Annotated in this window: 23 protein-coding genes; 21 read left to right on the top strand and 2 right to left on the bottom strand. The window is 51.2% G+C overall.

Annotated features, from left to right (window positions below; translation table 11 throughout):
• The 11 genes from ATB02_RS21720 to ATB02_RS21670 form a co-directional block, all read left to right on the top strand.
• Positions 1-684: pyridoxal-dependent decarboxylase (locus tag ATB02_RS21720; protein WP_001477102.1), on the top strand; the 684-nt coding region annotated here is incomplete at its 5' end.
• A gap of 155 nt (positions 685-839) precedes the next feature.
• Entirely contained in the window at positions 840-2,375 is a 1,536-nt protein-coding gene (gene gadC / locus ATB02_RS21715) for an acid resistance gamma-aminobutyrate antiporter GadC (RefSeq protein WP_105272219.1), read from the top strand.
• Between the two features lie 130 nt (positions 2,376-2,505).
• Complete coding sequence (locus tag ATB02_RS21710) at positions 2,506-3,825, top strand: family 10 glycosylhydrolase (RefSeq protein ID WP_105272218.1); 1,320 nt, start codon at positions 2,506-2,508, stop codon at positions 3,823-3,825.
• A gap of 363 nt (positions 3,826-4,188) precedes the next feature.
• Entirely contained in the window at positions 4,189-5,571 is a 1,383-nt protein-coding gene (dosC, locus tag ATB02_RS21705; protein WP_105272217.1) for a diguanylate cyclase DosC, read from the top strand.
• 24 nt (positions 5,572-5,595) lie between these two features.
• Positions 5,596-7,995, top strand: coding sequence for an oxygen-sensing cyclic-di-GMP phosphodiesterase DosP (dosP, locus tag ATB02_RS21700; protein WP_024211995.1), 2,400 nt, complete (start codon positions 5,596-5,598; stop codon positions 7,993-7,995).
• Between the two features lie 257 nt (positions 7,996-8,252).
• On the top strand, positions 8,253-8,834 hold the full coding sequence (gene ddpX / locus ATB02_RS21695; protein ID WP_105272216.1) for a D-alanyl-D-alanine dipeptidase: 582 nt from the start codon (positions 8,253-8,255) through the stop codon (positions 8,832-8,834).
• A gap of 13 nt (positions 8,835-8,847) precedes the next feature.
• Positions 8,848-10,398 carry an ABC transporter substrate-binding protein gene (locus ATB02_RS21690; RefSeq protein WP_000830536.1) on the top strand — a complete coding sequence of 517 codons (1,551 nt, stop codon included), beginning with the start codon at positions 8,848-8,850 and terminating at the stop codon, positions 10,396-10,398.
• Position 10,399: 1 nt separating this feature from the next.
• The gene (locus tag ATB02_RS21685; protein WP_000145093.1) at positions 10,400-11,422 is read left to right on the top strand and encodes an ABC transporter permease; all 1,023 of its coding nucleotides are present in this window, start codon (positions 10,400-10,402) and stop codon (positions 11,420-11,422) included.
• Positions 11,419-12,315: a D,D-dipeptide ABC transporter permease gene (gene ddpC, locus ATB02_RS21680; RefSeq protein WP_032184225.1), complete on the top strand. Its 897-nt coding sequence runs from the start codon at positions 11,419-11,421 to the stop codon at positions 12,313-12,315. Before ATB02_RS21685 ends, ddpC begins: the two co-directional genes overlap by 4 nt.
• On the top strand, positions 12,312-13,298 hold the full coding sequence (locus ATB02_RS21675; RefSeq protein WP_032184224.1) for an ABC transporter ATP-binding protein: 987 nt from the start codon (positions 12,312-12,314) through the stop codon (positions 13,296-13,298). Before ddpC ends, ATB02_RS21675 begins: the two co-directional genes overlap by 4 nt.
• On the top strand, positions 13,291-14,217 hold the full coding sequence (locus ATB02_RS21670) for an oligopeptide/dipeptide ABC transporter ATP-binding protein (RefSeq protein ID WP_105272215.1): 927 nt from the start codon (positions 13,291-13,293) through the stop codon (positions 14,215-14,217). Before ATB02_RS21675 ends, ATB02_RS21670 begins: the two co-directional genes overlap by 8 nt.
• 37 nt (positions 14,218-14,254) lie before the next feature.
• Here the strand turns inward: ATB02_RS21670 and ATB02_RS21665 are convergent, their stop codons facing one another.
• Positions 14,255-15,145: a LysR family transcriptional regulator gene (locus ATB02_RS21665; protein ID WP_000784067.1), complete on the bottom strand. Its 891-nt coding sequence runs from the start codon at positions 15,143-15,145 to the stop codon at positions 14,255-14,257.
• Positions 15,146-15,286: 141 nt separating this feature from the next.
• Here ATB02_RS21665 and ATB02_RS21660 point away from each other — a divergent pair, with 141 nt between their 5' ends.
• Genes ATB02_RS21660 through ATB02_RS21635 form a run of 6 tightly spaced genes read left to right on the top strand, consistent with a single transcriptional unit; the run spans position 15,287 to position 21,000 of the window.
• Positions 15,287-15,994: a CoA transferase subunit A gene (locus ATB02_RS21660; protein WP_000907685.1), complete on the top strand. Its 708-nt coding sequence runs from the start codon at positions 15,287-15,289 to the stop codon at positions 15,992-15,994.
• A 2-nt stretch (positions 15,995-15,996) separates the two neighbouring features.
• Complete coding sequence (locus tag ATB02_RS21655; RefSeq protein ID WP_000957780.1) at positions 15,997-16,653, top strand: CoA transferase subunit B; 657 nt, start codon at positions 15,997-15,999, stop codon at positions 16,651-16,653.
• Positions 16,654-16,662: 9 nt separating this feature from the next.
• On the top strand, positions 16,663-17,868 hold the full coding sequence (locus tag ATB02_RS21650) for an acetyl-CoA C-acetyltransferase (RefSeq protein WP_001154416.1): 1,206 nt from the start codon (positions 16,663-16,665) through the stop codon (positions 17,866-17,868).
• Entirely contained in the window at positions 17,858-18,781 is a 924-nt protein-coding gene (locus ATB02_RS21645) for a 3-hydroxyacyl-CoA dehydrogenase family protein (protein ID WP_105272214.1), read from the top strand. Before ATB02_RS21650 ends, ATB02_RS21645 begins: the two co-directional genes overlap by 11 nt.
• A 45-nt stretch (positions 18,782-18,826) precedes the next feature.
• The gene (locus ATB02_RS21640) at positions 18,827-20,218 is read left to right on the top strand and encodes a GntP family permease (RefSeq protein WP_000114547.1); all 1,392 of its coding nucleotides are present in this window, start codon (positions 18,827-18,829) and stop codon (positions 20,216-20,218) included.
• Between the two features lie 11 nt (positions 20,219-20,229).
• Entirely contained in the window at positions 20,230-21,000 is a 771-nt protein-coding gene (locus tag ATB02_RS21635; RefSeq protein WP_001053158.1) for a 3-hydroxybutyrate dehydrogenase, read from the top strand.
• A 34-nt stretch (positions 21,001-21,034) separates the two neighbouring features.
• Here ATB02_RS21635 and osmC read toward each other — a convergent pair whose 3' ends face one another.
• Entirely contained in the window at positions 21,035-21,466 is a 432-nt protein-coding gene (gene osmC / locus ATB02_RS21630) for a peroxiredoxin OsmC (RefSeq protein ID WP_000152305.1), read from the bottom strand.
• Between the two features lie 343 nt (positions 21,467-21,809).
• Between osmC and bdm the strand changes: the two genes are divergently transcribed.
• The 4 genes from bdm (at position 21,810) to adhP (ending at position 25,261) form a co-directional block, all read left to right on the top strand.
• Positions 21,810-22,025 carry a biofilm-dependent modulation protein gene (gene bdm / locus ATB02_RS21620; protein ID WP_105272213.1) on the top strand — a complete coding sequence of 72 codons (216 nt, stop codon included), beginning with the start codon at positions 21,810-21,812 and terminating at the stop codon, positions 22,023-22,025.
• A 101-nt stretch (positions 22,026-22,126) separates the two neighbouring features.
• Positions 22,127-22,264 (top strand): stationary-phase-induced ribosome-associated protein, encoded by a 138-nt coding sequence (gene sra, locus ATB02_RS21615; RefSeq protein WP_000841554.1) that lies wholly within the window; start codon positions 22,127-22,129, stop codon positions 22,262-22,264.
• 156 nt (positions 22,265-22,420) lie between these two features.
• Positions 22,421-24,118, top strand: a complete 1,698-nt coding sequence (gene maeA / locus ATB02_RS21610; RefSeq protein WP_000433464.1) for a malate dehydrogenase — start codon at positions 22,421-22,423, stop codon at positions 24,116-24,118.
• Positions 24,119-24,250: 132 nt separating this feature from the next.
• The gene (gene adhP, locus ATB02_RS21605; protein ID WP_105272212.1) at positions 24,251-25,261 is read left to right on the top strand and encodes an alcohol dehydrogenase AdhP; all 1,011 of its coding nucleotides are present in this window, start codon (positions 24,251-24,253) and stop codon (positions 25,259-25,261) included.
• Positions 25,262-25,268 lie beyond the last annotated feature (7 nt).

Raw genomic sequence — 25,268 nt, 5'->3', positions numbered from 1 at the left:
ATGCACATCGACGCCGCCAGCGGTGGCTTCCTGGCACCGTTCGTCGCCCCGGATATCGTCTGGGACTTCCGCCTGCCACGTGTGAAATCGATCAGTGCTTCAGGCCATAAATTCGGTCTGGCTCCGCTGGGCTGCGGCTGGGTTATCTGGCGTGATGAAGAAGCGCTGCCGCAGGAACTGGTGTTCAACGTTGACTACCTCGGCGGTCAGATTGGTACTTTCGCCATCAACTTCTCCCGCCCGGCGGGTCAGGTGATTGCACAATACTATGAATTCCTGCGCCTCGGTCGTGAAGGCTATACCAAAGTACAGAACGCTTCCTACCAGGTTGCCGCTTATCTGGCGGATGAAATCGCCAAACTGGGGCCGTATGAGTTCATCTGTACGGGTCGCCCGGACGAAGGCATCCCGGCGGTTTGCTTCAAACTGAAAGATGGTGAAGATCCGGGATACACCCTGTATGACCTCTCTGAACGTCTGCGTCTGCGCGGCTGGCAGGTTCCGGCCTTCACTCTCGGCGGTGAAGCCACCGACATCGTGGTGATGCGTATTATGTGTCGTCGCGGCTTCGAAATGGACTTTGCTGAACTGTTGCTGGAAGACTACAAAGCCTCCCTGAAATATCTCAGCGACCACCCGAAACTGCAGGGTATTGCCCAGCAGAACAGCTTTAAACACACCTGATAACGTTTAACGGTAACGGTGTCCCGAAACGAACCCGTTTCGGGACAATTTCCAAAGTCTGTTCACTGGCATTAGCAACGGAAAATATTGTTCTGAATACGCTTCAGAACAAAACAGGTGCGGTTCCGACAGGAATACCGTTTTAGGGGGATAATATGGCTACATCAGTACAGACAGGTAAAGCTAAGCAGCTCACATTACTCGGATTTTTTGCCATAACGGCATCGATGGTAATGGCTGTTTATGAATACCCTACTTTCGCAACATCGGGCTTTTCATTAGTCTTCTTCCTGCTATTAGGCGGGATTTTATGGTTTATTCCCGTGGGACTTTGTGCTGCGGAAATGGCTACCGTCGACGGCTGGGAAGAAGGTGGCGTCTTCGCCTGGGTATCAAATACTCTGGGGCCGAGATGGGGGTTTGCAGCGATCTCATTTGGCTATCTGCAAATCGCCATCGGTTTTATTCCAATGCTCTATTTCGTGTTAGGGGCACTCTCCTACATTTTGAAATGGCCAGCGTTGAATGAAGACCCCATTACCAAAACTATTGCAGCACTCATCATTCTTTGGGCGCTGGCATTAACACAGTTTGGTGGCACGAAATACACGGCGCGAATTGCTAAAGTTGGCTTCTTCGCCGGTATCCTGTTACCTGCATTTATTTTGATCGCATTAGCGGCTATTTATCTGCACTCCGGTGCTCCCGTTGCTATCGAAATGGATGCGAAAACCTTCTTCCCTGATTTCTCTAAAGTCGGCACCCTGGTTGTGTTTGTTGCCTTCATTTTGAGTTATATGGGGGTAGAAGCTTCCGCAACCCACGTCAATGAAATGCGCAACCCCGGTCGCGATTATCCGCTGGCGATGTTACTGCTGATGGTGGCGGCAATCTGCTTAAGCTCTGTTGGCGGCTTGTCTATTGCGATGGTTATTCCGGGTAATGAAATCAACCTCTCCGCAGGGGTAATGCAAACCTTTACCGTTCTGATGTCACATGTGGCACCGGAAATTGAGTGGACGGTTCGCGTGATCTCCGCACTGCTGTTGCTGGGTGTTCTGGCGGAAATCGCTTCCTGGATTGTTGGCCCTTCTCGCGGGATGTATGTCACCGCGCAGAAAAACCTGCTGCCAGCGGCGTTCGCTAAAATGAACAAAAATGGCGTACCGGTAACGCTGGTTATTTCGCAGCTGGTGATTACTACTATCGCGTTGATCATCCTCACCAATACCGGTGGCGGTAACAATATGTCCTTCCTGATTGCCCTGGCGCTGACGGTGGTGATTTATCTGTGTGCTTATTTCATGCTGTTTATTGGCTACATTGTGTTAGTGCTTAAACATCCTGACTTAAAACGCACATTTAATATCCCTGGTGGTAAAGGGGTGAAACTGGTCGTGGCAATTGTCGGTCTGCTGACTTCAATTATGGCGTTTATTGTTTCCTTCCTGCCGCCGGATAACATCCAGGGTGACTCTACCGATATGTATGTTGAATTACTGGTCGTTAGTTTCCTGGTGGTACTTGCCCTGCCCTTTATTCTCTATGCTGTTCATGATCGTAAAGGCAAAGCGAATACCGACGTCACTCTGGAGCCAATCAACAGTAAGAACGCACCAAAAGGTCACTTCTTCCTGCACCCGCGTGCACGTTCACCACACTATATTGTGATGAATGACAAGAAACACTAACCATGTCTGAATGGTTATAAGACAAGGGAGCGATAATTCATCGCTCCCTTTTTCGTGCTCGCTGTCGTATTGACTTAACCGGGATAAGTACGAGAATGAGCGCACATCTGTTTACCGGAAACCAGCATATATGGATATCTGCTCCCGAAACGAGAAATTAGCGATTAGAAGACCAGCGGTACTGGTTGCACTGGCACTTTCACTGTGTAGTTGCAAAAGCACGCCCCCAGAGTCAATGGTGACACCACCAACAGGTTCGAAGCCACCAGCTACGACGCAACAATCGTCACAACCGATGCGTGGCATCTGGCTGGCCACAGTGTCTCGCCTCGACTGGCCACCGGTTTCCTCGGTTAACATTAGTAACCCCACCAGCCGGGCACGTATACAACAACAGGCGATGATCGACAAACTGGATCATCTGCAACGTCTCGGCATAAACACGGTCTTTTTCCAGGTCAAGCCGGACGGTACCGCCCTGTGGCCATCGAAAATTTTGCCGTGGTCCGATCTTATGACCGGAAAGATTGGTGAAAATCCAGGTTACGATCCGCTGCAATTTATGCTCGACGAAGCCCATAAGCGAGGGATGAAAGTACACGCCTGGTTTAACCCCTATCGCGTATCGGTTAATACGAAGCCCGGTACTATCAGGGAACTGAATAGCACTCTGTCTCAACAACCAGCGAGCGTCTATGTGCAACACCGCGACTGGATCAGAACGTCCGGCGATCGCTTTGTCCTCGACCCTGGTATTCCTGAGGTTCAGGACTGGATCACATCAATAGTCGCGGAAGTGGTTTCCCGCTATCCGGTAGATGGCGTGCAGTTTGACGACTATTTCTATACTGAGTCGCCGGGCTCACGGTTAAATGATAACGAGACGTACCGCAAATACGGAGGCGCATTTGCGTCAAAAGCAGACTGGCGGCGCAACAATACCCAGCAGTTAATTGCGAAGGTTTCGCACACCATTAAAAGCATTAAGCCGGAAGTCGAATTTGGCGTTAGCCCGGCAGGCGTGTGGCGTAACCGATCACACGATCCGCTCGGTTCCGATACCCGAGGCGCGGCAGCCTATGACGAATCCTACGCTGACACGCGCCGATGGGTGGAACAAGGATTGCTGGATTACATTGCCCCCCAAATTTACTGGCCATTCTCGCGGAGTGCCGCGCGTTATGACGTGTTGGCAAAATGGTGGGCGGATGTCGTAAAACCAACTAAGACCCGCCTGTATATCGGTATCGCTTTCTATAAAGTGGGTGAACCTTCAAAGATAGAACCAGACTGGATGATTAACGGTGGCGTACCGGAACTGAAAAAGCAGCTCGATCTTAACGATGCTGTACCAGAAATCAGCGGCACAATCTTGTTCCGTGAGGACTATCTGAACAAACCTCAGACTCAACAAGCGGTCAGCTATTTGCAAAGTCGTTGGGGCAGTTAAACTTGTAACATGGCCGGTGCTTTACTCACCGGCTTGTTATCCTCTTGAAATATCCCACTAATAATCATGCTTATTTAAGCCAAATTAACCACGCAATTAACCACTCTTAGTTTAATAGCCATAAAACCCCTAATAAAAATGTATGAATATGAAAACCCTACGGTATTCGCTGTTTCCGAAAAATAATTACGATGGGCTATACTCTTCTGAAGAACAGTAGCGTAGATTGAAACTGTCCTAAGTCGCTTATTTGTTTTCAGTATATCTTCATATTTCAGGAGAATATGTGCAGTTAGTCGATCTCGCACGTTGCGTTTCGTTTTTGATTCCGTCTGCTTTCTCAGCCTTATAAGGGTGTGAATTATGGAGATGTATTTTAAAAGAATGAAAGATGAGTGGACCGGACTTGTCGAACAGGCAGATCCGCTCATTCGTGCCAAAGCCGCGGAAATTGCCGTTGCGCATGCCCATTACCTGAGCATTGAGTTTTATCGGATTGTCCGTATTGACCCGCATGCAGAAGAATTCTTGAGTAATGAACAAGTTGAGCGGCAGCTGAAAAGTGCGATGGAACGCTGGATTATTAATGTGCTTTCTGCCCAGGTTGACGATGTTGAAAGGCTAATACAAATCCAGCATACCGTCGCAGAAGTGCATGCCCGCATCGGCATTCCAGTAGAAATTGTCGAGATGGGGTTTCGGGTGCTGAAAAAAATCCTCTATCCGGTGATTTTCTCTTCGGATTATTCTGCCGCAGAAAAACTTCAGGTCTACCATTTCTCGATTAACAGTATTGATATCGCGATGGAAGTCATGACCCGCGCGTTTACCTTTAGTGACAGTAGTGCCTCAAAAGAAGATGAAAACTATCGTATCTTCTCGTTACTGGAAAACGCCGAAGAAGAAAAAGAACGGCAAATAGCCTCAATCCTTTCATGGGAAATTGACATTATCTATAAAGTTCTGCTGGATTCTGATTTAGGCAGTAGTTTGCCTTTAAGCCAGGCTGATTTTGGCCTGTGGTTTAACCATAAAGGTCGACATTATTTTAGCGGCATTGCCGAAGTGGGTCATATCTCCCGCCTGATTCAGGATTTCGACGGTATTTTTAATCAAACCATACGTAATGCAAAAAATTTGAGCAACAAAACTCTGCGGGTGAGATTTTTATTACAGATAAGAAATACCGTATCGCAAATTATTACCTTGCTGCGTGAATTATTTGAAGAAGTATCTCGCCACGAAGTGGGTATGGATGTACTGACAAAATTACTTAACCGCCGCTTCCTGCCGACCATCTTTAAACGCGAAATTGCCCATGCCAACCGGACCGGAACCCCCCTGTCAGTGCTGATTATTGACGTTGATAAATTCAAAGAGATCAACGATACGTGGGGCCATAACACCGGTGATGAAATTTTGCGTAAAGTTTCTCAGGCCTTTTACGACAACGTCCGCAGTAGTGATTATGTTTTTCGTTACGGGGGAGATGAATTTATCATTGTCCTGACTGAAGCTTCTGAAAACGAAACGTTACGTACCGCAGAACGTATTCGCAGTCGGGTGGAGAAAACCAAACTGAAAGCCGCAAACGGCGAAGATATTGCCCTCTCACTTTCCATCGGCGCAGCTATGTTTAATGGTCATCCTGACTATGAGCGCCTCATTCAAATAGCCGATGAAGCTCTGTATATCGCCAAAAGACGAGGTAGAAACCGTGTTGAACTCTGGAAAGCCAGTCTTTAGATGCGCCAGGATGCAGAGGTAATCATGAAGCTAACCGATGCGGATAATGCCGCCGATGGCATTTTTTTCCCCGCCCTTGAGCAAAATATGATGGGCGCGGTGTTAATTAACGAAAATGATGAAGTGATGTTTTTCAACCCCGCCGCAGAGAAGCTCTGGGGATACAAACGTGAAGAAGTCATTGGCAATAACATTGATATGCTGATTCCGCGGGATTTGCGTCCTGCGCATCCTGAATATATCCGTCACAACCGTGAAGGCGGTAAAGCGCGCGTCGAGGGGATGAGTCGGGAGCTGCAGCTGGAGAAAAAAGACGGCAGTAAAATCTGGACCCGTTTTGCGCTATCGAAAGTGAGCGCCGAGGGTAAAATTTATTACCTGGCGCTGGTACGGGATGCCAGCGTAGAAATGGCGCAAAAAGAACAGACCCGACAATTGATTATTGCTGTTGACCATCTCGACCGACCGGTGATTGTCCTCGATCCGGAACGCCATATTGTGCAGTGCAATCGCGCATTTACCGAAATGTTTGGTTACTGCATTAGCGAAGCCAGCGGTATGCAGCCCGATACACTCCTGAACATTCCAGAATTCCCTGCTGATAACCGCATTCGTTTACAACAGTTGCTATGGAAAACCGCCCGCGATCAGGACGAATTTCTGCTGTTGACGCGCACCGGTGAAAAAATCTGGATTAAAGCCTCTATCAGCCCGGTCTATGATGTGCTCGCGCATCTGCAGAACCTGGTAATGACTTTCTCGGATATCACCGAAGAACGGCAAATCCGCCAGCTTGAAGGCAATATTCTCGCCGCCATGTGCAGCAGCCCGCCATTTCATGAAATGGGGGAAATCATTTGTCGTAACATCGAATCTGTTCTCAACGAATCGCATGTTTCGCTGTTCGCGCTGCGCAACGGGATGCCGATACACTGGGCGTCATCTTCGCACGGTACAGAAGTTCAAAATGCGCAAAGCTGGTCAGCGACCATTCGTCAGCGTGATGGCGCACCGGCGGGGATCCTGCAAATTAAAACCTCGTCAGGAGCAGAAACCAGCGCCTTTATCGAACGCGTGGCAGATATCAGCCAGCATATGGCCGCGCTGGCGCTGGAACAGGAAAAAAGCCGTCAGCATATTGAACAACTCATCCAATTTGATCCGATGACCGGTCTACCAAATCGCAATAACCTGCACAATTACCTCGATGACCTGGTCGACAAAGCCGTCTCTCCGGTGGTGTATCTCATCGGTGTTGACCATATTCAGGATGTGATTGATAGCCTTGGCTATGCGTGGGCCGATCAGGCATTGCTGGAAGTGGTCAATCGCTTTCGTGAAAAACTCAAACCGGATCAATATCTCTGTCGTATCGAAGGTACGCAGTTTGTCCTCGTGAGCCTGGAAAACGACGTCAGTAACATTACCCAAATCGCCGATGAGCTACGGAATGTGGTCAGCAAACCGATAATGATTGACGATAAACCATTCCCGCTCACCTTGAGCATTGGCATCAGCTACGACGTGGGTAAAAACCGCGATTACCTGCTCTCCACTGCCCATAACGCGATGGATTATATTCGCAAGAATGGCGGTAACGGCTGGCAGTTCTTTAGCCCGGTGATGAACGAAATGGTGAAAGAACGATTGATATTAGGCGCAGCGCTGAAAGAAGCGATTAGCAATAACCAACTGAAACTGGTTTACCAACCGCAAATCTTCGCAGAAACGGGTGAACTGTATGGTATCGAAGCCCTTGCTCGCTGGCACGATCCTCTGCATGGTCATGTGCCCCCTTCACGGTTTATTCCTCTCGCAGAAGAGATTGGCGAAATCGAAAATATTGGGCGCTGGGTCATCGCGGAAGCTTGCCGTCAGTTAGCAGAATGGCGTAGCCAGAATATTCATATTCCAGCGTTATCCGTTAACTTGTCTGCGCTGCACTTCCGCAGTAATCAGCTGCCTAATCAGGTGTCTGATGCAATGCAAGTCTGGGGCATTGACGGCCACCAGCTAACGGTGGAAATCACCGAAAGCATGATGATGGAACACGATACGGAAATTTTTAAGCGCATCCAGATCCTGCGCGATATGGGCGTGGGTTTATCGGTAGATGATTTTGGCACGGGCTTTTCCGGATTATCCCGCTTAGTCAGTCTTCCGGTAACGGAAATCAAAATTGACAAAAGTTTTGTTGATCGTTGTCTGACTGAAAAACGCATCCTTGCCTTACTTGAAGCTATTACCAGCATTGGGCAAAGCCTCAATTTAACCGTCGTAGCGGAAGGCGTCGAAACCAAAGAGCAATTTGAGATGCTACGCAAGATTCACTGTCGCGTTATTCAGGGATATTTCTTTTCCCGCCCCCTGCCCGCCGAAGAAATTCCAGGCTGGATGAGTAGCGTGTTACCGCTGAAAATCTGACAAATCCCTCTCGCCCGCACTCGCGGGTTTTCATTTAACGTGACACTGTCACTTAAATACTGTGATTTCAGCTACGATTCCGGGAGATTCCTTCCTTAACTTCCCCTCTTGCACCAAAACTGCACTACGCTGCACAAATGTTGATCAAAAGTTAAAAAATATAACTTTAAGCCAGCATTCTGGCGCTTATCCCGGCATGGCATGAGATCTGCATAAGCGGAAAGCGCAGCAATTTTTGTCTTATACAGGAACCGTTTATGTCAGATACCGCCGAACTGGTTGATTTAGCCGTGATCTTCCCTGATCTGGAGATCGAATTGAAATACGCCTGCGCTGATAACATCACAGGTAAAGCTATTTATCAGCAAGCGCGTTGTCTGTTACACAAGGATGCGATTACCGCGCTGGCGAAAAGTATCAGTATCGCCCAGCTGTCAGGCTTACAACTGGTGATTTACGATGCGTATCGCCCACAACAAGCACAGGCGATGTTGTGGCAAACCTGCCCAGACCCGCAATATGTTGTTGATGTGACGGTCGGTTCTAATCACAGCCGTGGCACGGCGATCGACCTGACGCTTCGTGATGAGCACGGGAACATCCTCGATATGGGCGCAGAGTTCGATGAAATGCACGAACGTTCCCATGCTTACCATCCTTCCGTCCCGCCCGCCGCTCAGCGCAATCGCCTGTTGCTGAATGCGATTATGACTGGCGGTGGCTTTGTCGGTATCCCGAGCGAATGGTGGCACTTCGAATTACCCCAGGCAGCGAGTTACCCACTACTCGCTGATCAATTCACCTGTTTTATATCCCCTGGCACACAGCACGCCAGTTAATCAGGAAACTGTCATGAAGAGATCGATTTCGTTTCGTCCTACATTGCTCGCGATCGTCCTTGCCACAACAATGCCGGTTGCGCACGCCGCCGTACCGAAAGATATGCTGGTGATCGGTAAAGCTGCCGACCCACAAACCCTCGACCCGGCGGTAACAATTGATAATAACGACTGGACAGTGACCTACCCGTCTTATCAGCGACTGGTTCAGTACAAAACGGACGGTGATAAAGGCTCAACAGACGTTGAAGGCGATCTGGCGAGTAGCTGGAAAGCGTCTGACGATCAAAAAGAGTGGACGTTCACCCTGAAGGACAATGCTAAATTTGCCGATGGCACACCCGTCACTGCCGAAGCAGTAAAACTCTCTTTTGAGCGGTTACTAAAAATCGGTCAGGGGCCAGCAGAAGCATTTCCCAAAGATTTAAAGATTGATGCTCCCGACGAACATACGGTGAGGTTTACCCTTAGCCAGCCATTCGCACCGTTCCTCTACACGCTGGCGAACGACGGTGCATCCATTATCAATCCGGCGGTCTTAAAAGAACATGCGGCCGATGATGCCCGTGGTTTCCTCGCGCAAAATACCGCTGGCTCCGGACCGTTTATGCTGAAAAGCTGGCAAAAAGGTCAGCAATTAGTTCTGGTGCCAAATCCGCATTACCCCGGCAATAAACCGAACTTCAAACGGGTATCGGTAAAAATTATCGGTGAAAGTGCCTCCCGTCGCCTGCAGCTCTCCCGTGGCGACATTGACATTGCCGATGCGCTGCCGGTGGATCAACTCAACGCCCTGAAGCAGGAAAACAAAGTCAACGTGGCAGAGTATCCGTCACTGCGCGTCACCTATCTGTATCTCAATAACAGCAAAGCGCCACTTAATCAGGCGGATCTGCGTCGGGCCATTTCCTGGTCTACCGATTATCAGGGTATGGTTAACGGCATTCTGAGTGGTAACGGAAAACAAATGCGCGGCCCGATTCCGGAAGGCATGTGGGGATACGATGCGACGGCAATGCAATACAACCATGATGAAACGAAAGCCAAAGCCGAATGGGATAAAGTGACGAGCAAACCCACCAGCCTGACGTTTCTCTACTCCGATAACGACCCAAACTGGGAACCTATTGCTCTGGCAACACAATCCAGCCTCAACAAGCTGGGCATCAATGTGAAGCTGGAAAAGCTGGCGAACGCCACCATGCGCGACAGAGTGGGTAAAGGTGATTACGACATCGCGATTGGCAACTGGAGTCCGGATTTTGCCGACCCGTATATGTTTATGAATTACTGGTTTGAGTCAGACAAAAAAGGTCTGCCGGGTAACCGCTCGTTCTATGAAAACAGTGAGGTCGATAAGCTACTGCGCAATGCGCTAGCGACCACCGACCAGACGCAGCGTACCCGGGACTACCAGCAGGCACAGAAAATCGTCATTGATGACGCTGCTTATGTGTATCTGTTCCAGAAAAACTACCAACTGGCGATGAACAAAGAGGTGAAAGGCTTTGTGTTCAATCCCATGCTGGAACAGGTCTTCAATATCAATACCATGAGTAAATAACGTGACCTTCTGGAGTATTTTACGCCAACGCTGCTGGGGGCTGGTGCTCGTGGTGGCGGGCGTCTGCGTGATTACGTTTATTATCTCGCACCTGATCCCCGGCGATCCGGCGCGGTTACTGGCGGGTGACCGCGCCAGCGATGCTATCGTGGATAATATTCGCCAGCAACTGGGACTGGACCAGCCACTGTACGTACAGTTTTACCGCTACGTCAGCGACCTGTTTCAGGGTGACCTGGGAACATCCATTCGTACCGGGCGTCCGGTGCTGGAAGAGTTGCGCATATTTTTCCCGGCGACGCTGGAACTGGCATTTTGCGCCCTGCTGCTGGCACTCCTGGTTGGTATCCCGCTGGGCATACTCTCTGCAGTCTGGCGAAATCGCTGGCTGGATCATCTGGTGCGAATAATGGCCATTACCGGAATCTCCACGCCTGCGTTCTGGCTTGGGCTGGGCGTCATTGTGCTGTTTTATGGTCATCTGCAAATTCTTCCCGGCGGCGGAAGGCTTGATGACTGGCTGGATCCACCAACGCACGTTACCGGCTTTTATCTGCTCGATGCGCTGCTTGAAGGCAACGGTGAAGTCTTCTTCAATGCGCTGCAACATCTCATCTTACCGGCATTAACGCTGGCGTTCGTTCACCTGGGGATTGTCGCTCGCCAGATCCGCTCAGCTATGCTGGAACAATTGAGTGAAGACTACATTCGTACCGCCCGGGCCAGCGGCTTGCCCGGCTGGTATATCGTTTTATGTTATGCGCTACCCAATGCGTTGATCCCCTCGATTACCGTATTGGGGCTGGCGCTGGGCGATTTGTTGTATGGCGCAGTGCTTACCGAAACCGTTTTTGCCTGGCCCGGAATGGGTGCATGGGTAGTAACATCAATACAGGCGCTCGACTTCCCGGCAGTGATGGGCTTTGCCGTCGTGGTTTCATTTGCTTATGTGCTGGTCAACCTGGTGGTGGATTTGCTCTATTTGTGGATTGATCCGCGTATCGGACGTGGAGGTGATGAATGATGCTAAGCGAGGAAACGTCCGTCGTACGCCCACCAAAACAAACGCGATTTAACGGTGCAAAACTGGTATGGATGCTGAAAGGCAGTCCGCTCACCGTGACCGGCGCAGTCATCATTGTATTAATGCTACTGATGATGATTTTTTCACCGTGGCTGGCGACGCATGATCCCAACGCCATTGATTTAACTGCCCGCCTTTTGCCGCCTTCTGCGGCGCACTGGTTTGGCACCGATGAAGTGGGACGCGATCTGTTTAGCCGCGTACTGGTCGGCAGTCAGCAATCAATTCTCGCCGGATTAGTGGTGGTCGCCATTGCGGGTATGATGGGTTCGCTACTCGGGTGTCTATCCGGTGTGCTTGGCGGACGCGCAGACGCGATCATCATGCGCATCATGGACATTATGCTGTCGATTCCTTCGCTGGTGCTGACAATGGCGCTGGCTGCCGCACTTGGACCGAGTTTGTTTAACGCCATGCTGGCGATTGCTATCGTGCGAATCCCGTTTTATGTGCGCCTGGCGCGGGGGCAAACATTAGTTGTCCGCCAGTACACTTACGTTCAGGCGGCGAAAACCTTTGGTGCGTCACGCTGGCATCTGATCAACTGGCATATTTTACGTAACTCCCTGCCGCCGCTGATTGTGCAGGCATCGCTGGATATTGGTAGCGCGATTTTAATGGCCGCCACGTTGGGATTTATTGGCCTGGGTGCTCAACAACCGAGTGCTGAATGGGGGGCGATGGTGGCGAATGGTCGCAACTATGTGCTCGATCAATGGTGGTATTGCGCATTTCCGGGGGCAGCGATTTTGCTTACCGCCGTCGGGTTCAATCTCTTTGGTGATGGTATTCGCGATCTGCTTGACCCGAAAGCAGGAGGAAAGCAGTCATGACCCAACCCGTTCTGGACATTCAACAACTGCATTTGAGTTTCTCCGGTTTTAACGGCGACGTTCACGCGCTCAACAATGTGTCATTGAAAATCAACCGCGGTGAAATTGTCGGTCTGGTGGGAGAATCCGGCTCGGGTAAATCAGTCACTGCAATGTTGATTATGCGTCTGTTACCGACGGGCAGTTATTGCGTACATCGGGGACATATTTCACTGCTGGGAGAAGATGCTCTTAACGCTCGGGAAAAACAGCTTCGTCAGTGGCGCGGCGCACGAGTGGCGATGATCTTTCAGGAACCGATGACCGCCCTAAATCCGACACGTCGAATAGGTCTTCAGATGATGGACGTGATCCGCCATCATCAACCAATAAGTCGTCGGGAAGCCAGAGCTAAAGCGATTGCCCTGCTGGAAGAGATGCAAATCCCGGATGCCGTGGAAGTTATGTCGCGCTATCCGTTTGAGCTTTCAGGTGGTATGCGCCAGCGGGTAATGATTGCGCTGGCATTCTCCTGCGAGCCGCAATTGATTATTGCCGACGAACCGACTACGGCGCTGGACGTCACGGTACAGTTGCAGGTACTGCGTCTGCTTAAACATAAAGCCCGCGCCAGTGGAACTGCGGTACTGTTCATCAGCCATGATATGGCCGTGGTGTCGCAACTGTGCGATAGCGTTTACGTGATGTATGCCGGAAGCGTGATCGAGAGCGGTATGACGGCAGACGTTATCCATCATCCCCGGCATCCGTATACCATTGGTTTGCTGCAATGCGCACCGGAACATGGAATACCACGCCAGCCATTACCCGCCATTCCAGGGACGGTACCAAACCTCACCCATTTGCCTGACGGCTGCGCTTTTCGCGATCGTTGCTATGCGGCAGGTACACAGTGTGAAAACGTCCCGGCGCTGACAGCGTGTGGTGACAACAACCACCGCTGCGCCTGTTGGTATCCTCAGCAGGAGGTCATTAGTGTCTGACACGTTATTAACGTTACGCGACGTCCATATCAATTTCCCGGCCCGAAAAAACTGGCTTGGTAAAACTACGGAACATGTTCATGCCATCAATGGTATTGATTTACAGATCCGTCGTGGTGAAACCTTAGGGATCGTCGGTGAGTCAGGCTGCGGCAAAAGCACCCTCGCACAGCTTTTAATGGGTATGCTGCAACCGAGCCACGGGCAGTACATCCGTTCAGGATCACAACGCATTATGCAGATGGTGTTTCAGGACCCGCTCTCTTCGCTTAATCCGCGCTTACCGGTGTGGCGCATCATCACGGAACCGCTCTGGATTGCTAAGCGTAGTAGTGAACAACAGCGGCGAGCGTTGGCAGAGGAGCTGGCTGTGCAGGTGGGTATTCGTCCGAAGTATCTCGACCGCTTGCCTCATGCGTTCTCAGGCGGGCAGCGGCAACGTATCGCCATTGCCAGAGCACTCTCTTCGCAGCCTGACCTGATTGTGCTTGATGAACCAACCTCGGCGCTGGATATCTCCGTGCAGGCGCAGATCCTCAATTTACTGGTAACGCTACAGGAAAATCGCGAGCTGACTTATGTGCTGATTTCACACAATGTCTCGGTGATACGTCATATGAGCGATCGGGTGGCGGTGATGTATCTCGGACAGATTGTTGAACTAGGAGACGCGCAACAGGTGCTGACAGCTCCGGCACATCCATACACCAGATTATTGCTGGATTCCCTCCCCGCCATTGATAAACCGCTGGAGGAAGAATGGGCATTGCGTAAAACGGAACTACCAGGAAACCGCACGTTGCCGCCGGGCTGTTTTTTCCGTGAACGTTGCCCTCTGGCAACCCACGGATGTGAAGTCCGGCAATCATTAACAATAAGGGAGGACGGACGTGAGATCCGGTGCTGGCGGGCGCTGTAGAGACGCGGCATCCGGCTATTGCATGTCTGTGGAAACGTTATGCGTCATAGGTTTTTTTTAACGTTTCCATCAACGCTTGCGCCGCAGTAGAAAGCTTATGGTGTGACGAACGCAGAACGCCTACCCGTCGCTCAATCACCGGATTATCCAGTTCCAGACACACTGCGCCCAATTCGCTCATCTGCCTGCGGCACAGTGCAGGCACAGCGCTGCCCCCCAAACCGTTTGCCACCAGCCGCCCAACCGTAACCAGTTGATGGCTTTCCAGCGCCACTTCCAGTTGCGTTCCACTTTGTGCCAATTCCTCTTCCAGCATCAACCTGACGGCTGACGGTCGCTGGAGGGTGATAAAATCGAGCGTCAGCAAATCCCGCCAGCTCACGCGTTGCCGATTTGCCAGTCGGGAATCGGCTGGAACAATAGCAACAAACCGATCCACGCCCAGCGGGATAAAATGCAAATGGCCGCAATAGTCAGGTTCAAAGGCAATCCCCATCTCCACGCGCCCTTCACTCACCATTTCGATTACCAGCTCATTCACCACATCGTGCACAGTGACGTTAATCCCTGAATAACAATCGCGGAAGGTTTTCAGCACCGGAGGCAAAACGTTGGCCGCAAATGACGGCATCGCTGCCACTGAGACTTTGCCCCGCCTGAGCGTGAATCGCTGACGCATGGCCTCTTCGGTGTTATCCCAGTCAGCCAGCAAAGGCCGTGCCATCGACAATAGCGTTTCCCCCTCCTGGGTTAACGTCACTTTTCGCGTAGTACGCAGCAGTAAAGCGCCCCCTAAGGCATCTTCCAGTCCTTTAATGGCAAGACTTAGCGCAGGCTGCGACATATTCAGCCGTTCACTGGCATGGGCAAAGTTCAGAGTGTGAGCTACCGCTAAAAACGCGCGTAACTGTTTGATGCTCATTTTCATCTGGTATTCCGTTAACTTGTTGAATACATTTAATTAACATTATATTTATAAATAATACAAATGAATGAGTCACAAATTTAAAATTAACAAATCATTTTTTGCCCTTAATGATGTTGGAAAGGACAACTGGAGGGCAACTGTATGGCTGGGCTGGATAAACGGGTCGCTACGTATCACGAGGCGCTTGAAGGACTTACCAATGAGATGACGATTCTGGCGGGAGGTTTTGGCCTGTGCGGCATCCCGGAGAATCTGATTGCTGAAGTTCGCCACCGTGGAGTAACCGCATTGACGGTGGTTTCCAATAACTGTGGCGTAGACGGTTTTGGACTGGGTGTACTGCTGGAAACCCGACAGATCCGTAAAGTCATCGCTTCTTATGTTGGCGAAAATGCTTTGTTTGAAAAACAGGTGCTTAACGGCGAACTGGAGGCGATTCTCACACCACAAGGAACCCTGGCAGAACAACTGCGCGCAGGCGGCGCGGGCATCCCGGCGTTCTTTACTGCCACCGGTTACGGTACACCCGTTGCCGAAGGGAAAGAAGTCCGCGAATTCAACGGTCGCCCGTACATAATGGAACAGGCTATCACCGGTGATTTTGCCCTGGTCAAAGGCTGGAAAGCCGACTGGTACGGCAACGTGATTTATCGTCATACCGCGCAAAACTTCAACCCACTGATGGCGGCTGCCGGAAAAATCACCGTGGTGGAAGTGGAAGAGATTGTGCCGCCTGGTGAACTTGATCCTGCCGCAATCCATACCCCAGGGATTTTTGTTAATCGCGTCATTCAGGGGCAATTTGAAAAACGCATTGAACAACGCACCCTTAGCCGCAAAGGAGCCTGACCATGTTAACCCGTGAACAAATGGCGATGCGAGTCGCCCGCGAATTGCGCGATGGCTATTACGTCAATCTCGGCATTGGTATCCCGACCCTGGTGGCAAACTACATTCCTGACGGGATGGATGTGATGTTGCAGTCAGAAAACGGTTTGCTGGGAATGGGCGCATTTCCTACGGAAGATGAACTGGACGCCGACATGATTAACGCCGGTAAACAAACCGTTACCGCACGGAAAGGCGCGGCAATTTTCGATTCGGCGCAATCTTTCGCCATGATCCGTGGCGGCCATGTGGATCTGACTGTGCTTGGCGCATTTGAAGTGGATGTGAATGGCAACATTGCCTCATGGATGATCCCCGGCAAGATGGTTAAAGGCATGGGCGGTGCCATGGATCTGGTTGCCGGTGCCGAGAATATTATTGTGGTAATGACCCACGCCTCCAAATCCGGCGAATCCAAACTGCTTCCCGACTGTACCCTGCCATTGACTGGCGTCGGCTGCATCAAACGCGTCTTAACCGACCTTGCTCTGCTGGAAATTGCTGACGGCGCTTTCATTCTGCGCGAGCGCGCGCCGGGAATCAGCGTTGCGGAAATCGTCGCCAAAACCGCCGGTAAGTTGTTTGTGCCGGAACATGTCCCGGAAATGCAATTCAACTGAGGAATCACCATGCAGGACGTTGTTATTGTTGCCGCTACGCGCACGCCGATTGGCTGTTTTCATGGCGCTCTCGCACCACTTTCTGCGGTTGATCTCGGCGCTGCCACCATCCGTTCATTGCTGGAGAAAACCGCACTTGCAGCAGAACAGATCGATGAAGTGATTTTTGGTCAGGTCCTGACTGCCGGAAGCGGACAAAACCCAGCACGGCAATCGGCGCTCAAAGCCGGGTTAAGCCACGATACACCCGCCGTTACCATCAACCTGGTATGTGGTTCCGGTTTGAAAGCCGTACACCAGGCCGTGCAGGCGATCCGCTGTGGTGATGCACAGATCATTATCGCAGGTGGCCAGGAAAGCATGAGCAACGCGCCCTATTTTATTGATGGCGCGCGGGCAGGTTTACGCCTCGGGCATACCAGCATGAAAGACAGCGTGGTTCATGACGGACTATGGGATGCTTTCAATGATTACCACATGGGCATTACTGCAGAAAACCTGGCGCAAAAATATGCCATCAGTCGCGAGCGCCAGGACACATTCGCGCTACGTTCTCAGCAAAAAGCCGCTGCCGCAATGGAAGCCTGGCGCTTTGCAGACGAAATTACTCCGGTCAGCGTACCACAAGGTAAAAAACCACCACGCTGGGTAAATACCGACGAACAACCACGTTCCGGGACGCAACTGGAAAAACTGGCGCAACTGAAACCGGCCTTTCTTCCGGGGGCAGGAAGCGTCACCGCGGGAAATGCCTCTTCCATCAATGATGGTGCCGCCGCAGTCATGTTAATGCGCGCCAGCAAAGCTGCCGAACTTGGCCTCTCTGTGCTGGCTCGGGTGGCCGGTTATGCCGTTTCTGGCGTCGATCCTGCCTTTATGGGCATCGGTCCGGTCGTCGCTACCCGCGAATGTCTTAAGCGTTGCGGATGGACGCTGGAAGATATTGATCTTATTGAAGCAAACGAAGCTTTCGCAGCGCAGGCGCTGGCCGTTGGCGACGAACTGAACTGGGATAACGACAAAGTGAATGTTAACGGCGGCGCAATCGCACTTGGGCATCCTATTGGCGCTTCTGGTTGCCGCATTCTGGTCACTCTCATTTATGAAATGGCGCGACGTAATGCGCAAAAAGGGCTGGCGACGCTGTGCGTCGGTGGCGGTCAGGGCGTGGCGCTGACGCTGGAAAGAACCACAGGAGAACACCATGCAAACTGAACAATTTGCGGTACTGGGCGCCGGATTGATGGGCGTGGGGATTGCCACTCATTTCGCCCGCTTTGGTCATGATATCTGGCTGTACGATACCGAGCAGAGCCGGATTGCTGAAATCCCCGTAGTTGCAGGCGGGATTCTTGATGAACTGATTAGCTGCGAACAGTTTACTGCCTCGGGAAAAGAGAATGTGCTTAAACGCCTTCACGGCACGACCTCTCTTGTTGACATCGCCGACTCGCAACTACTGATTGAGGCGATCCCGGAGCGGCTTGAACTAAAACACGCATTATATGCCGAGCTTGAAACACTTATTTCTCCTGAGGCCATTGTCGCCAGCAATACCAGCGGTCTGCCGCCCGATGATCTGGCAGCGAAGATGCGCCACCCGCAACGACTGCTGATCGCCCATTTCTGGCATCCGCCGCACTTCATTCCACTTGTAGAGATTGTCCCCGGCAGCGTTACCGAGCCAAAGCATTTGCACTGGCTGCAACACTTGCTTGTGTCACTGCAACTGGAAGCTGTGTTGCTGGATCGCGCTGCGCCAGGATTTGTCGGCAACCGTCTGCAATTTGCACTGTTGCGTGAAGCCCTGCATATCGTAAAAAGCGGCATCGCCAGTGCCGAAGTAGTCGATCAGGTCATGCGCGCCTCGCTTGGGCGACGTTATGCCATGTTCGGCCCGCTGGAGGCCGCCGACATGACCGGACTTTCGACGGTGCAGGATATTTGTCGCCATCTTCTCCCTGAACTGGCGACTGGCAGCGACATGATGTCATTAGTTGCCGAAAAAGTGGAACGTGGAGACATCGGCGTACGTAGCGGTCAGGGATTTTACCGCTGGGATGAATCGCGGAAGCAGTACATCCAGCAGCGTCGGGAACATCAGCTTCGCTTCGCCCTGAAACCCTAACTTCTCTCGCTGTACCCACTATAACAACGATATTGAGGAGTCCCGATGAGTGTATTAATCGCCCTTGCCGCGCTTGGGCTGCTAATGCTGGCAGCCTATCGCGGATACAGCGTTATCCTTTTTGCCCCCATCGCGGCATTAGGCGCTGTTCTTGTCACCGATCCGGGGGCTGTTGGCCCAGCATTTACCGGTCTGTTCATGGAAAAAATGGTCGGCTTCGTGAAATTGTACTTCCCGGTGTTTCTGCTCGGGGCCGTGTTCGGAAAACTGATTGAGCTTTCAGGATTTTCTCGTTCGATTGTCGCTGCTGCAATCAACATTCTCGGGCGGCGGCATGCGATTCCGGTGATTGTGCTGGTATGCGCATTACTCACCTATGGCGGCGTGTCGCTGTTTGTGGTGGCATTTGCCGTTTATCCGTTCGCGGCTGAATTGTTCCGACAGAGTAATATCCCCAAACGGCTTATACCGGCAACGGTGGCCCTCGGAGCATTCTCTTTTACTATGGACGCTCTGCCCGGCACACCTCAAATCCAGAACATTATTCCCACCAGTTTCTTTGGCACCAACGCCTGGGCCGCGCCGTGGCTGGGGCTCATTGGTTCACTGTTTATCATTGCCGTCGGGCTTATCTATCTGGAGCGACAGCGTCGTAAAGCGCATGCAAAAAATGAAGGTTACGGCACAGAGTTACTTAATGAACCTGAAACGCCAGACAACATCAATTTACCGAATCCACTCATTGCGATTTCACCGTTGATTCTGGTGGGGCTGTTGAACTTGTTGTTTACCTGGTGGATCCCTGTTTGGTACGGTGCGAGTCACCAACTGGAGTTGCCAGGACTTGCCGCCCCGATCACTACAGATGTCGCCAAAATCACCGCTATCTGGGCCGTTGAAGCAGCGCTCATTGCCGGAATTTTGCTGGTGGTGATTTTCGGATATCGCAATATTCATGGAAGACTGGCAGAAGGAAGCCGTACTGCGGTGGGTGGCGCAATTCTGGCCGCGATGAACACCGCCTCAGAATATGGCTTCGGTGCGGTTATCGCCGCTCTGCCCGGTTTTCTGGTGCTCTCAAAGGCGCTGGCTGCCATTCCAGATCCATTACTCAACGAAGCCATCAGCATCACCACGCTTGCCGGCATTACCGGTTCAGCGTCCGGCGGGATGAGTATTGCTCTTGCGGCTATGTCCGACACTTTTATTGCCGCTGCGCACGCTGCCAATATTCCACTGGAAGTTTTTCACCGCGTGGCATCTATGGCCAGTGGCGGCATGGATACATTGCCCCATAACGGCGCAGTGATCACTCTGCTGGCAATTACTGGGCTGAGTCACCGTCAGGCTTACGGCGGTATCTTCGCAATTACGATCATTAAAAGTCTGGCCGTGCTGTTTATCATCGGCGTGTACTACACCACCGGCATTGTCTAAGGAGAATCATCATGAATTTACAAGGTAAAACTGCGCTTGTGACGGGGTCCTCCAGCGGTATTGGACTCGGTATTGCTCAGACACTGGCAAAAGCCGGCGCGCAAGTGATCCTCAACGGCTTCGGTGATGTTGACGCGGCAATCAATGGAGTTTCTCGTGTGGGTAAAACGCCTGGCTATCATGAGGCAGACCTCAGCGATGAATCGCAAATTGTCAGCATGATGGCCTACGCACGGAGGGAATTTGGCGGTGTGGACATTCTGGTGAATAACGCCGGGATCCAATATGTCTCCCCGGTGGAATCTTTCCCGGTAGAAAAATGGAACGCCATTATCGCTATCAATCTCTCTTCTGTCTTTCACACCACGCGTCTGGCACTGCCTGAAATGCGCACTCGTAACTGGGGGCGGATCATTAACATTGCCTCTGTGCATGGGCTGGTAGCGTCGAAAGACAAATCGGCTTATGTTGCGGCAAAACATGGCGTGGTGGGACTCACAAAGACCATTGCTCTGGAGACTGCGCAGACGGGTATTACCTGCAACGCGCTCTGCCCTGGCTGGGTGCTGACGCCGCTGGTACAACAGCAGATTGATAAGCGCATTGCGCAAGGCGAAGATGCGGAAAGCGCGCGTGACGCCTTACTGGCAGAAAAACAGCCTTCTCGTGAATTTGTGACTCCGCAACAACTGGGTGAACTGGCGCTCTTTCTCTGTTCGGATGCGGCAGCACAAGTGCGCGGTGTAGCGTGGAATATGGATGGCGGTTGGGTAGCACAGTAAGAGTTCGCCGGATGACGCGTCATCCGGCAACGCTTTACGATTTCAACTGGTAATCCAGCGTAATTTCCGCTTTCAGTACCTGAGAAACCGGGCATCCTGCTTTTGCTTTCTGGATAATGCCGTCAAAAGTAGAGGCATCAATACCCGGCACGGCAACTTCGCTCTTCAGGGCGATTTTAGTAATCGCAAACCCGGCATCCACTTTATCCAGCGAGACATCGGCGGTGGTATCAATCGATGTTGGCGTGAATCCCGCTTCCCCTAGCATTAATGAAAGCGCCATTGAGAAACATGCGGCATGCGCTGCGCCAATCAGTTCTTCAGGGTTGGTTCCTTTTTCGCCTTCAAAACGCGTGTTAAATCCATACGGCTGTTGGTTCAGCACGCCGCTCTCGGTGGATACTGTTCCCTTCCCGCGTTTGATATCGCCTTCCCAGTGTGCCTGACCTTTCTTATGGATTGTCATTGTTGCTCTCCTGTGGGCTTAAAAAGGAAATTATAGACTACGTGAGAAACAGCATGAGGATAAGCGGGATATTCCGAATAGAATCCGGCGAAAATATTATCTATGTACTTAAATAAAATTCCCACAATAGATAACCGGGAATATATAACTCAAGAGATATTGCATCAATATCAATCAACTCACACCAATAATATTCCCATTAGTATCATGGAGTTAAAATATAAAAATCATCAACCAGGACTAATCTTAACAACGAAGCGGCAAATATTTGCCATGCTGAATGTGCTTTATAAATCTGCGATCCGTAGCAGACACCATAAATACACAGACACGGAGAATCACTATGTTTACTTATTATCAGGCAGAAAATTCAACAGCAGAACCCGCTCTGGTTAATGCCATTGAGCAAGGCCTTCGGGCAGAACACGGTGTTGTCACTGAAGATGACATTCTCATGGAGCTGACCAAATGGGTGGAAGCTTCTGATAAAGACATCCTCAGTGATATCTACCAACAAACGATCAATTATGTGGTCAGTGGCCAGCACCCTACGCTTTAAGGTGCTATGCTTGATCGGCAACCTAATTTAGGGGTTTAGCACGTGTTTCTTCGCTACGGCGATGTTGTCCTTAAAACTAGCAACAGGATTGAGGAGTTAAAATGAAATCGAACCGTCAGGCACGTCATATTCTTGGACTGGACCATAAAATTTCTAACCAGCGCAAAATAGTTACCGAAGGTGACAAATCCAGCGTGGTAAATAACCCAACCGGCAGAAAACGCCCCGCTGAAAAGTAATTCATAACCATCAGTCCTCAATGACGATTAAACACCATTGCCTGCGCAATGGTGTTTTTGTTTTTAACTGCTTTATACTTGGAGCCGACGCCCTGGCGGTAAAGCAAAGACGATAAAAGCACCCCAGGGATGGATATTCAAAAAAGAGTGAGTGACATGGAACCAAAAACAAAAAAACAGCGTTCGCTTTATATTCCTTACGCTGGCCCTGTACTGCTGGAATTTCCGTTGTTGAATAAAGGCAGTGCCTTCAGCATGGAAGAACGCCGTAACTTCAACCTGCTGGGGTTACTGCCGGAAGTGGTCGAAACCATCGAAGAACAAGCGGAACGCGCATGGATCCAGTATCAGGGATTCAAAACCGAAATCGACAAACACATCTACCTGCGTAACATCCAGGACACCAACGAAACCCTCTTCTACCGTCTGGTAAACAATCATCTCGATGAGATGATGCCTGTTATTTATACCCCAACCGTCGGCGCAGCCTGTGAGCGTTTTTCTGAGATCTACCGCCGTTCACGCGGCGTGTTTATCTCTTACCAGAACCGCCACAATATGGACGATATTCTGCAAAACGTGCCGAACCATAATATTAAAGTGATTGTGGTGACTGACGGCGAACGTATTCTGGGGCTTGGTGACCAGGGCATCGGCGGGATGGGCATTCCGATCGGTAAACTGTCGCTCTATACCGCTTGTGGCGGCATCAGCCCGGCGTATACCCTTCCGGTGGTGCTGGATGTCGGGACGAACAACCAGCAGTTGCTTAACGATCCGCTGTATATGGGCTGGCGTAATCCACGTATCACTGACGACGAATACTATGAATTCGTGGATGAATTTATCCAGGCTGTGAAACAACGCTGGCCGGACGTGCTGTTGCAGTTTGAAGACTTCGCACAAAAAAATGCGATGCCGTTACTTAACCGCTATCGCAATGAAATTTGTTCTTTTAACGATGATATTCAGGGCACCGCGGCGGTAACAGTCGGCACACTGATCGCAGCCAGCCGTGCGGCGGGCGGTCAGTTAAGCGAGAAAAAAATCGTCTTCCTCGGCGCAGGTTCAGCAGGATGCGGCATTGCGGAGATGATCATCGCCCAGACCCAGCGTGAAGGATTAAGTGAAGAAGCGGCGCGGCAGAAAGTCTTTATGGTCGATCGCTTTGGTCTGCTCACCGACAAGATGCCGAATCTGCTGCCTTTTCAGACCAAACTGGTGCAGAAGCGCGAAAATCTCAGTGACTGGGATACTGACAGCGATGTGCTGTCATTGCTTGATGTGGTGCGCAATGTCAAACCGGATATTCTGATTGGCGTCTCAGGACAGACCGGGCTGTTTACGGAAGAGATCATCCGTGAGATGCACAAACACTGTCCGCGTCCGATCGTGATGCCGCTGTCTAACCCGACTTCACGGGTGGAAGCCACACCTCAGGACATTATCGCCTGGACTGAAGGTAACGCGCTGGTCGCCACTGGCAGTCCGTTTAATCCAGTGGTATGGAAAGATAAAATCTACCCTATCGCCCAGTGTAATAACGCCTTTATTTTCCCGGGCATCGGGCTGGGTGTTATTGCTTCCGGCGCGTCACGTATCACCGATGAGATGCTGATGTCGGCAAGTGAAACGCTTGCTCAGTATTCGCCGCTGGTCCTGAACGGCGAAGGTCTGGTACTGCCGGAACTGAAAGATATTCAGAAAGTCTCCCGCGCAATTGCGTTTGCGGTTGGCAAAATGGCGCAGCAGCAAGGCGTGGCGGTGAAAACCTCTGCCGAAGCCCTGCAACAGGCCATTGATGATAACTTCTGGCAAGCGGAATACCGCGACTACCGCCGTACCTCCATTTAAGTCTCAGCCCGGTGGTGAATGCTACCGGGCAATTTTCCTCCTCTTTTTTAGATCTAATCCATACTGGGTAATGGCAAATAAATCTCATTTGCCTCACCTGCTATGCAGAACATCATCCGAAAAGGAGGAACTATGAAGGCTGCAGTTGTTACGAAGGATCATCATGTTGACGTTACGGATAAAACACTGCGCTCACTGAAACATGGCGAAGCCCTGCTGAAAATGGAGTGTTGTGGCGTATGTCATACCGATCTTCATGTTAAGAATGGCGATTTTGGTGATAAAACCGGCGTGATTCTGGGCCATGAAGGCATCGGTGTGGTGGCAGAAGTTGGCCCCGGCGTTACCTCATTAAAACCAGGCGATCGCGCCAGCGTGGCGTGGTTTTACGAAGGATGCGGTCATTGCGAATACTGTAACAGCGGTAACGAAACGCTCTGCCGTTCAGTAAAAAATGCCGGATACAGCGTTGATGGCGGCATGGCGGAAGAGTGCATCGTGGTCGCCGATTACGCGGTTAAAGTGCCGGATGGCCTGGACTCCGCGGCGGCCAGCAGCATTACCTGCGCGGGTGTCACCACCTACAAAGCCGTTAAGCTGTCAAAAATTCGTCCAGGACAGTGGATTGCTATCTACGGTCTTGGCGGTCTGGGCAACCTCGCCCTGCAATACGCGAAAAATGTCTTTAATGCAAAAGTGATCGCCATTGATGTCAATGATGAGCAGTTGAAACTGGCAACCGAAATGGGTGCAGATTTAGCGATTAACTCACGCACCGAAGACGCCGCCAAAATTGTGCAGGAGAAAACCGGTGGCGCTCACGCAGCGGTGGTGACCGCGGTAGCTAAAGCTGCGTTTAACTCAGCGGTCGATGCCGTTCGTGCAGGCGGTCGTGTTGTGGCTGTCGGTCTGCCGCCGGAGTCTATGAGCCTGGACATCCCACGGCTGGTGCTGGATGGTATTGAAGTGGTCGGTTCGCTAGTCGGCACGCGCCAGGATCTAACCGAAGCCTTCCAGTTTGCCGCCGAAGATAAAGTGGTGCCAAAAGTTGCCCTGCGTCCGTTAGCGGACATCAACACCATCTTTACTGAGATGGAAGAAGGCAAAATCCGTGGCCGTATGGTGATTGATTTCCGCCGCTAAGAGGCCT

Source organism: Escherichia sp. MOD1-EC5189 (genome assembly GCF_002966045.1).
Taxonomy (GTDB): Bacteria; Pseudomonadota; Gammaproteobacteria; order Enterobacterales; family Enterobacteriaceae; genus Escherichia; species Escherichia coli_F.
The sequence above is the reverse complement of the archived record's forward strand: the minus strand, read 5'-3'. Positions and strand labels throughout refer to the sequence as shown.

Bases quoted from the DNA above. Each gene is read 5' to 3' on its own strand.
- gadC (WP_105272219.1), top strand. From the start codon at position 840: ATGGCTACATCAGTACAGACAGGTAAAGCTAAGCAGCTCACATTACTC.
- ATB02_RS21710 (WP_105272218.1), top strand. From the start codon at position 2,506: ATGGATATCTGCTCCCGAAACGAGAAATTAGCGATTAGAAGACCAGCG.
- dosC (WP_105272217.1), top strand. From the start codon at position 4,189: ATGGAGATGTATTTTAAAAGAATGAAAGATGAGTGGACCGGACTTGTC.
- dosP (WP_024211995.1), top strand. From the start codon at position 5,596: ATGAAGCTAACCGATGCGGATAATGCCGCCGATGGCATTTTTTTCCCC.
- ddpX (WP_105272216.1), top strand. From the start codon at position 8,253: ATGTCAGATACCGCCGAACTGGTTGATTTAGCCGTGATCTTCCCTGAT.
- ATB02_RS21690 (WP_000830536.1), top strand. From the start codon at position 8,848: ATGAAGAGATCGATTTCGTTTCGTCCTACATTGCTCGCGATCGTCCTT.
- ddpC (WP_032184225.1), top strand. From the start codon at position 11,419: ATGATGCTAAGCGAGGAAACGTCCGTCGTACGCCCACCAAAACAAACG.
- ATB02_RS21675 (WP_032184224.1), top strand. From the start codon at position 12,312: ATGACCCAACCCGTTCTGGACATTCAACAACTGCATTTGAGTTTCTCC.
- ATB02_RS21665 (WP_000784067.1), bottom strand. From the start codon at position 15,145: ATGAAAATGAGCATCAAACAGTTACGCGCGTTTTTAGCGGTAGCTCAC.
- ATB02_RS21660 (WP_000907685.1), top strand. From the start codon at position 15,287: ATGGCTGGGCTGGATAAACGGGTCGCTACGTATCACGAGGCGCTTGAA.
- ATB02_RS21655 (WP_000957780.1), top strand. From the start codon at position 15,997: ATGTTAACCCGTGAACAAATGGCGATGCGAGTCGCCCGCGAATTGCGC.
- ATB02_RS21650 (WP_001154416.1), top strand. From the start codon at position 16,663: ATGCAGGACGTTGTTATTGTTGCCGCTACGCGCACGCCGATTGGCTGT.
- ATB02_RS21645 (WP_105272214.1), top strand. From the start codon at position 17,858: ATGCAAACTGAACAATTTGCGGTACTGGGCGCCGGATTGATGGGCGTG.
- ATB02_RS21640 (WP_000114547.1), top strand. From the start codon at position 18,827: ATGAGTGTATTAATCGCCCTTGCCGCGCTTGGGCTGCTAATGCTGGCA.
- ATB02_RS21635 (WP_001053158.1), top strand. From the start codon at position 20,230: ATGAATTTACAAGGTAAAACTGCGCTTGTGACGGGGTCCTCCAGCGGT.
- osmC (WP_000152305.1), bottom strand. From the start codon at position 21,466: ATGACAATCCATAAGAAAGGTCAGGCACACTGGGAAGGCGATATCAAA.
- bdm (WP_105272213.1), top strand. From the start codon at position 21,810: ATGTTTACTTATTATCAGGCAGAAAATTCAACAGCAGAACCCGCTCTG.
- sra (WP_000841554.1), top strand. From the start codon at position 22,127: ATGAAATCGAACCGTCAGGCACGTCATATTCTTGGACTGGACCATAAA.
- maeA (WP_000433464.1), top strand. From the start codon at position 22,421: ATGGAACCAAAAACAAAAAAACAGCGTTCGCTTTATATTCCTTACGCT.
- adhP (WP_105272212.1), top strand. From the start codon at position 24,251: ATGAAGGCTGCAGTTGTTACGAAGGATCATCATGTTGACGTTACGGAT.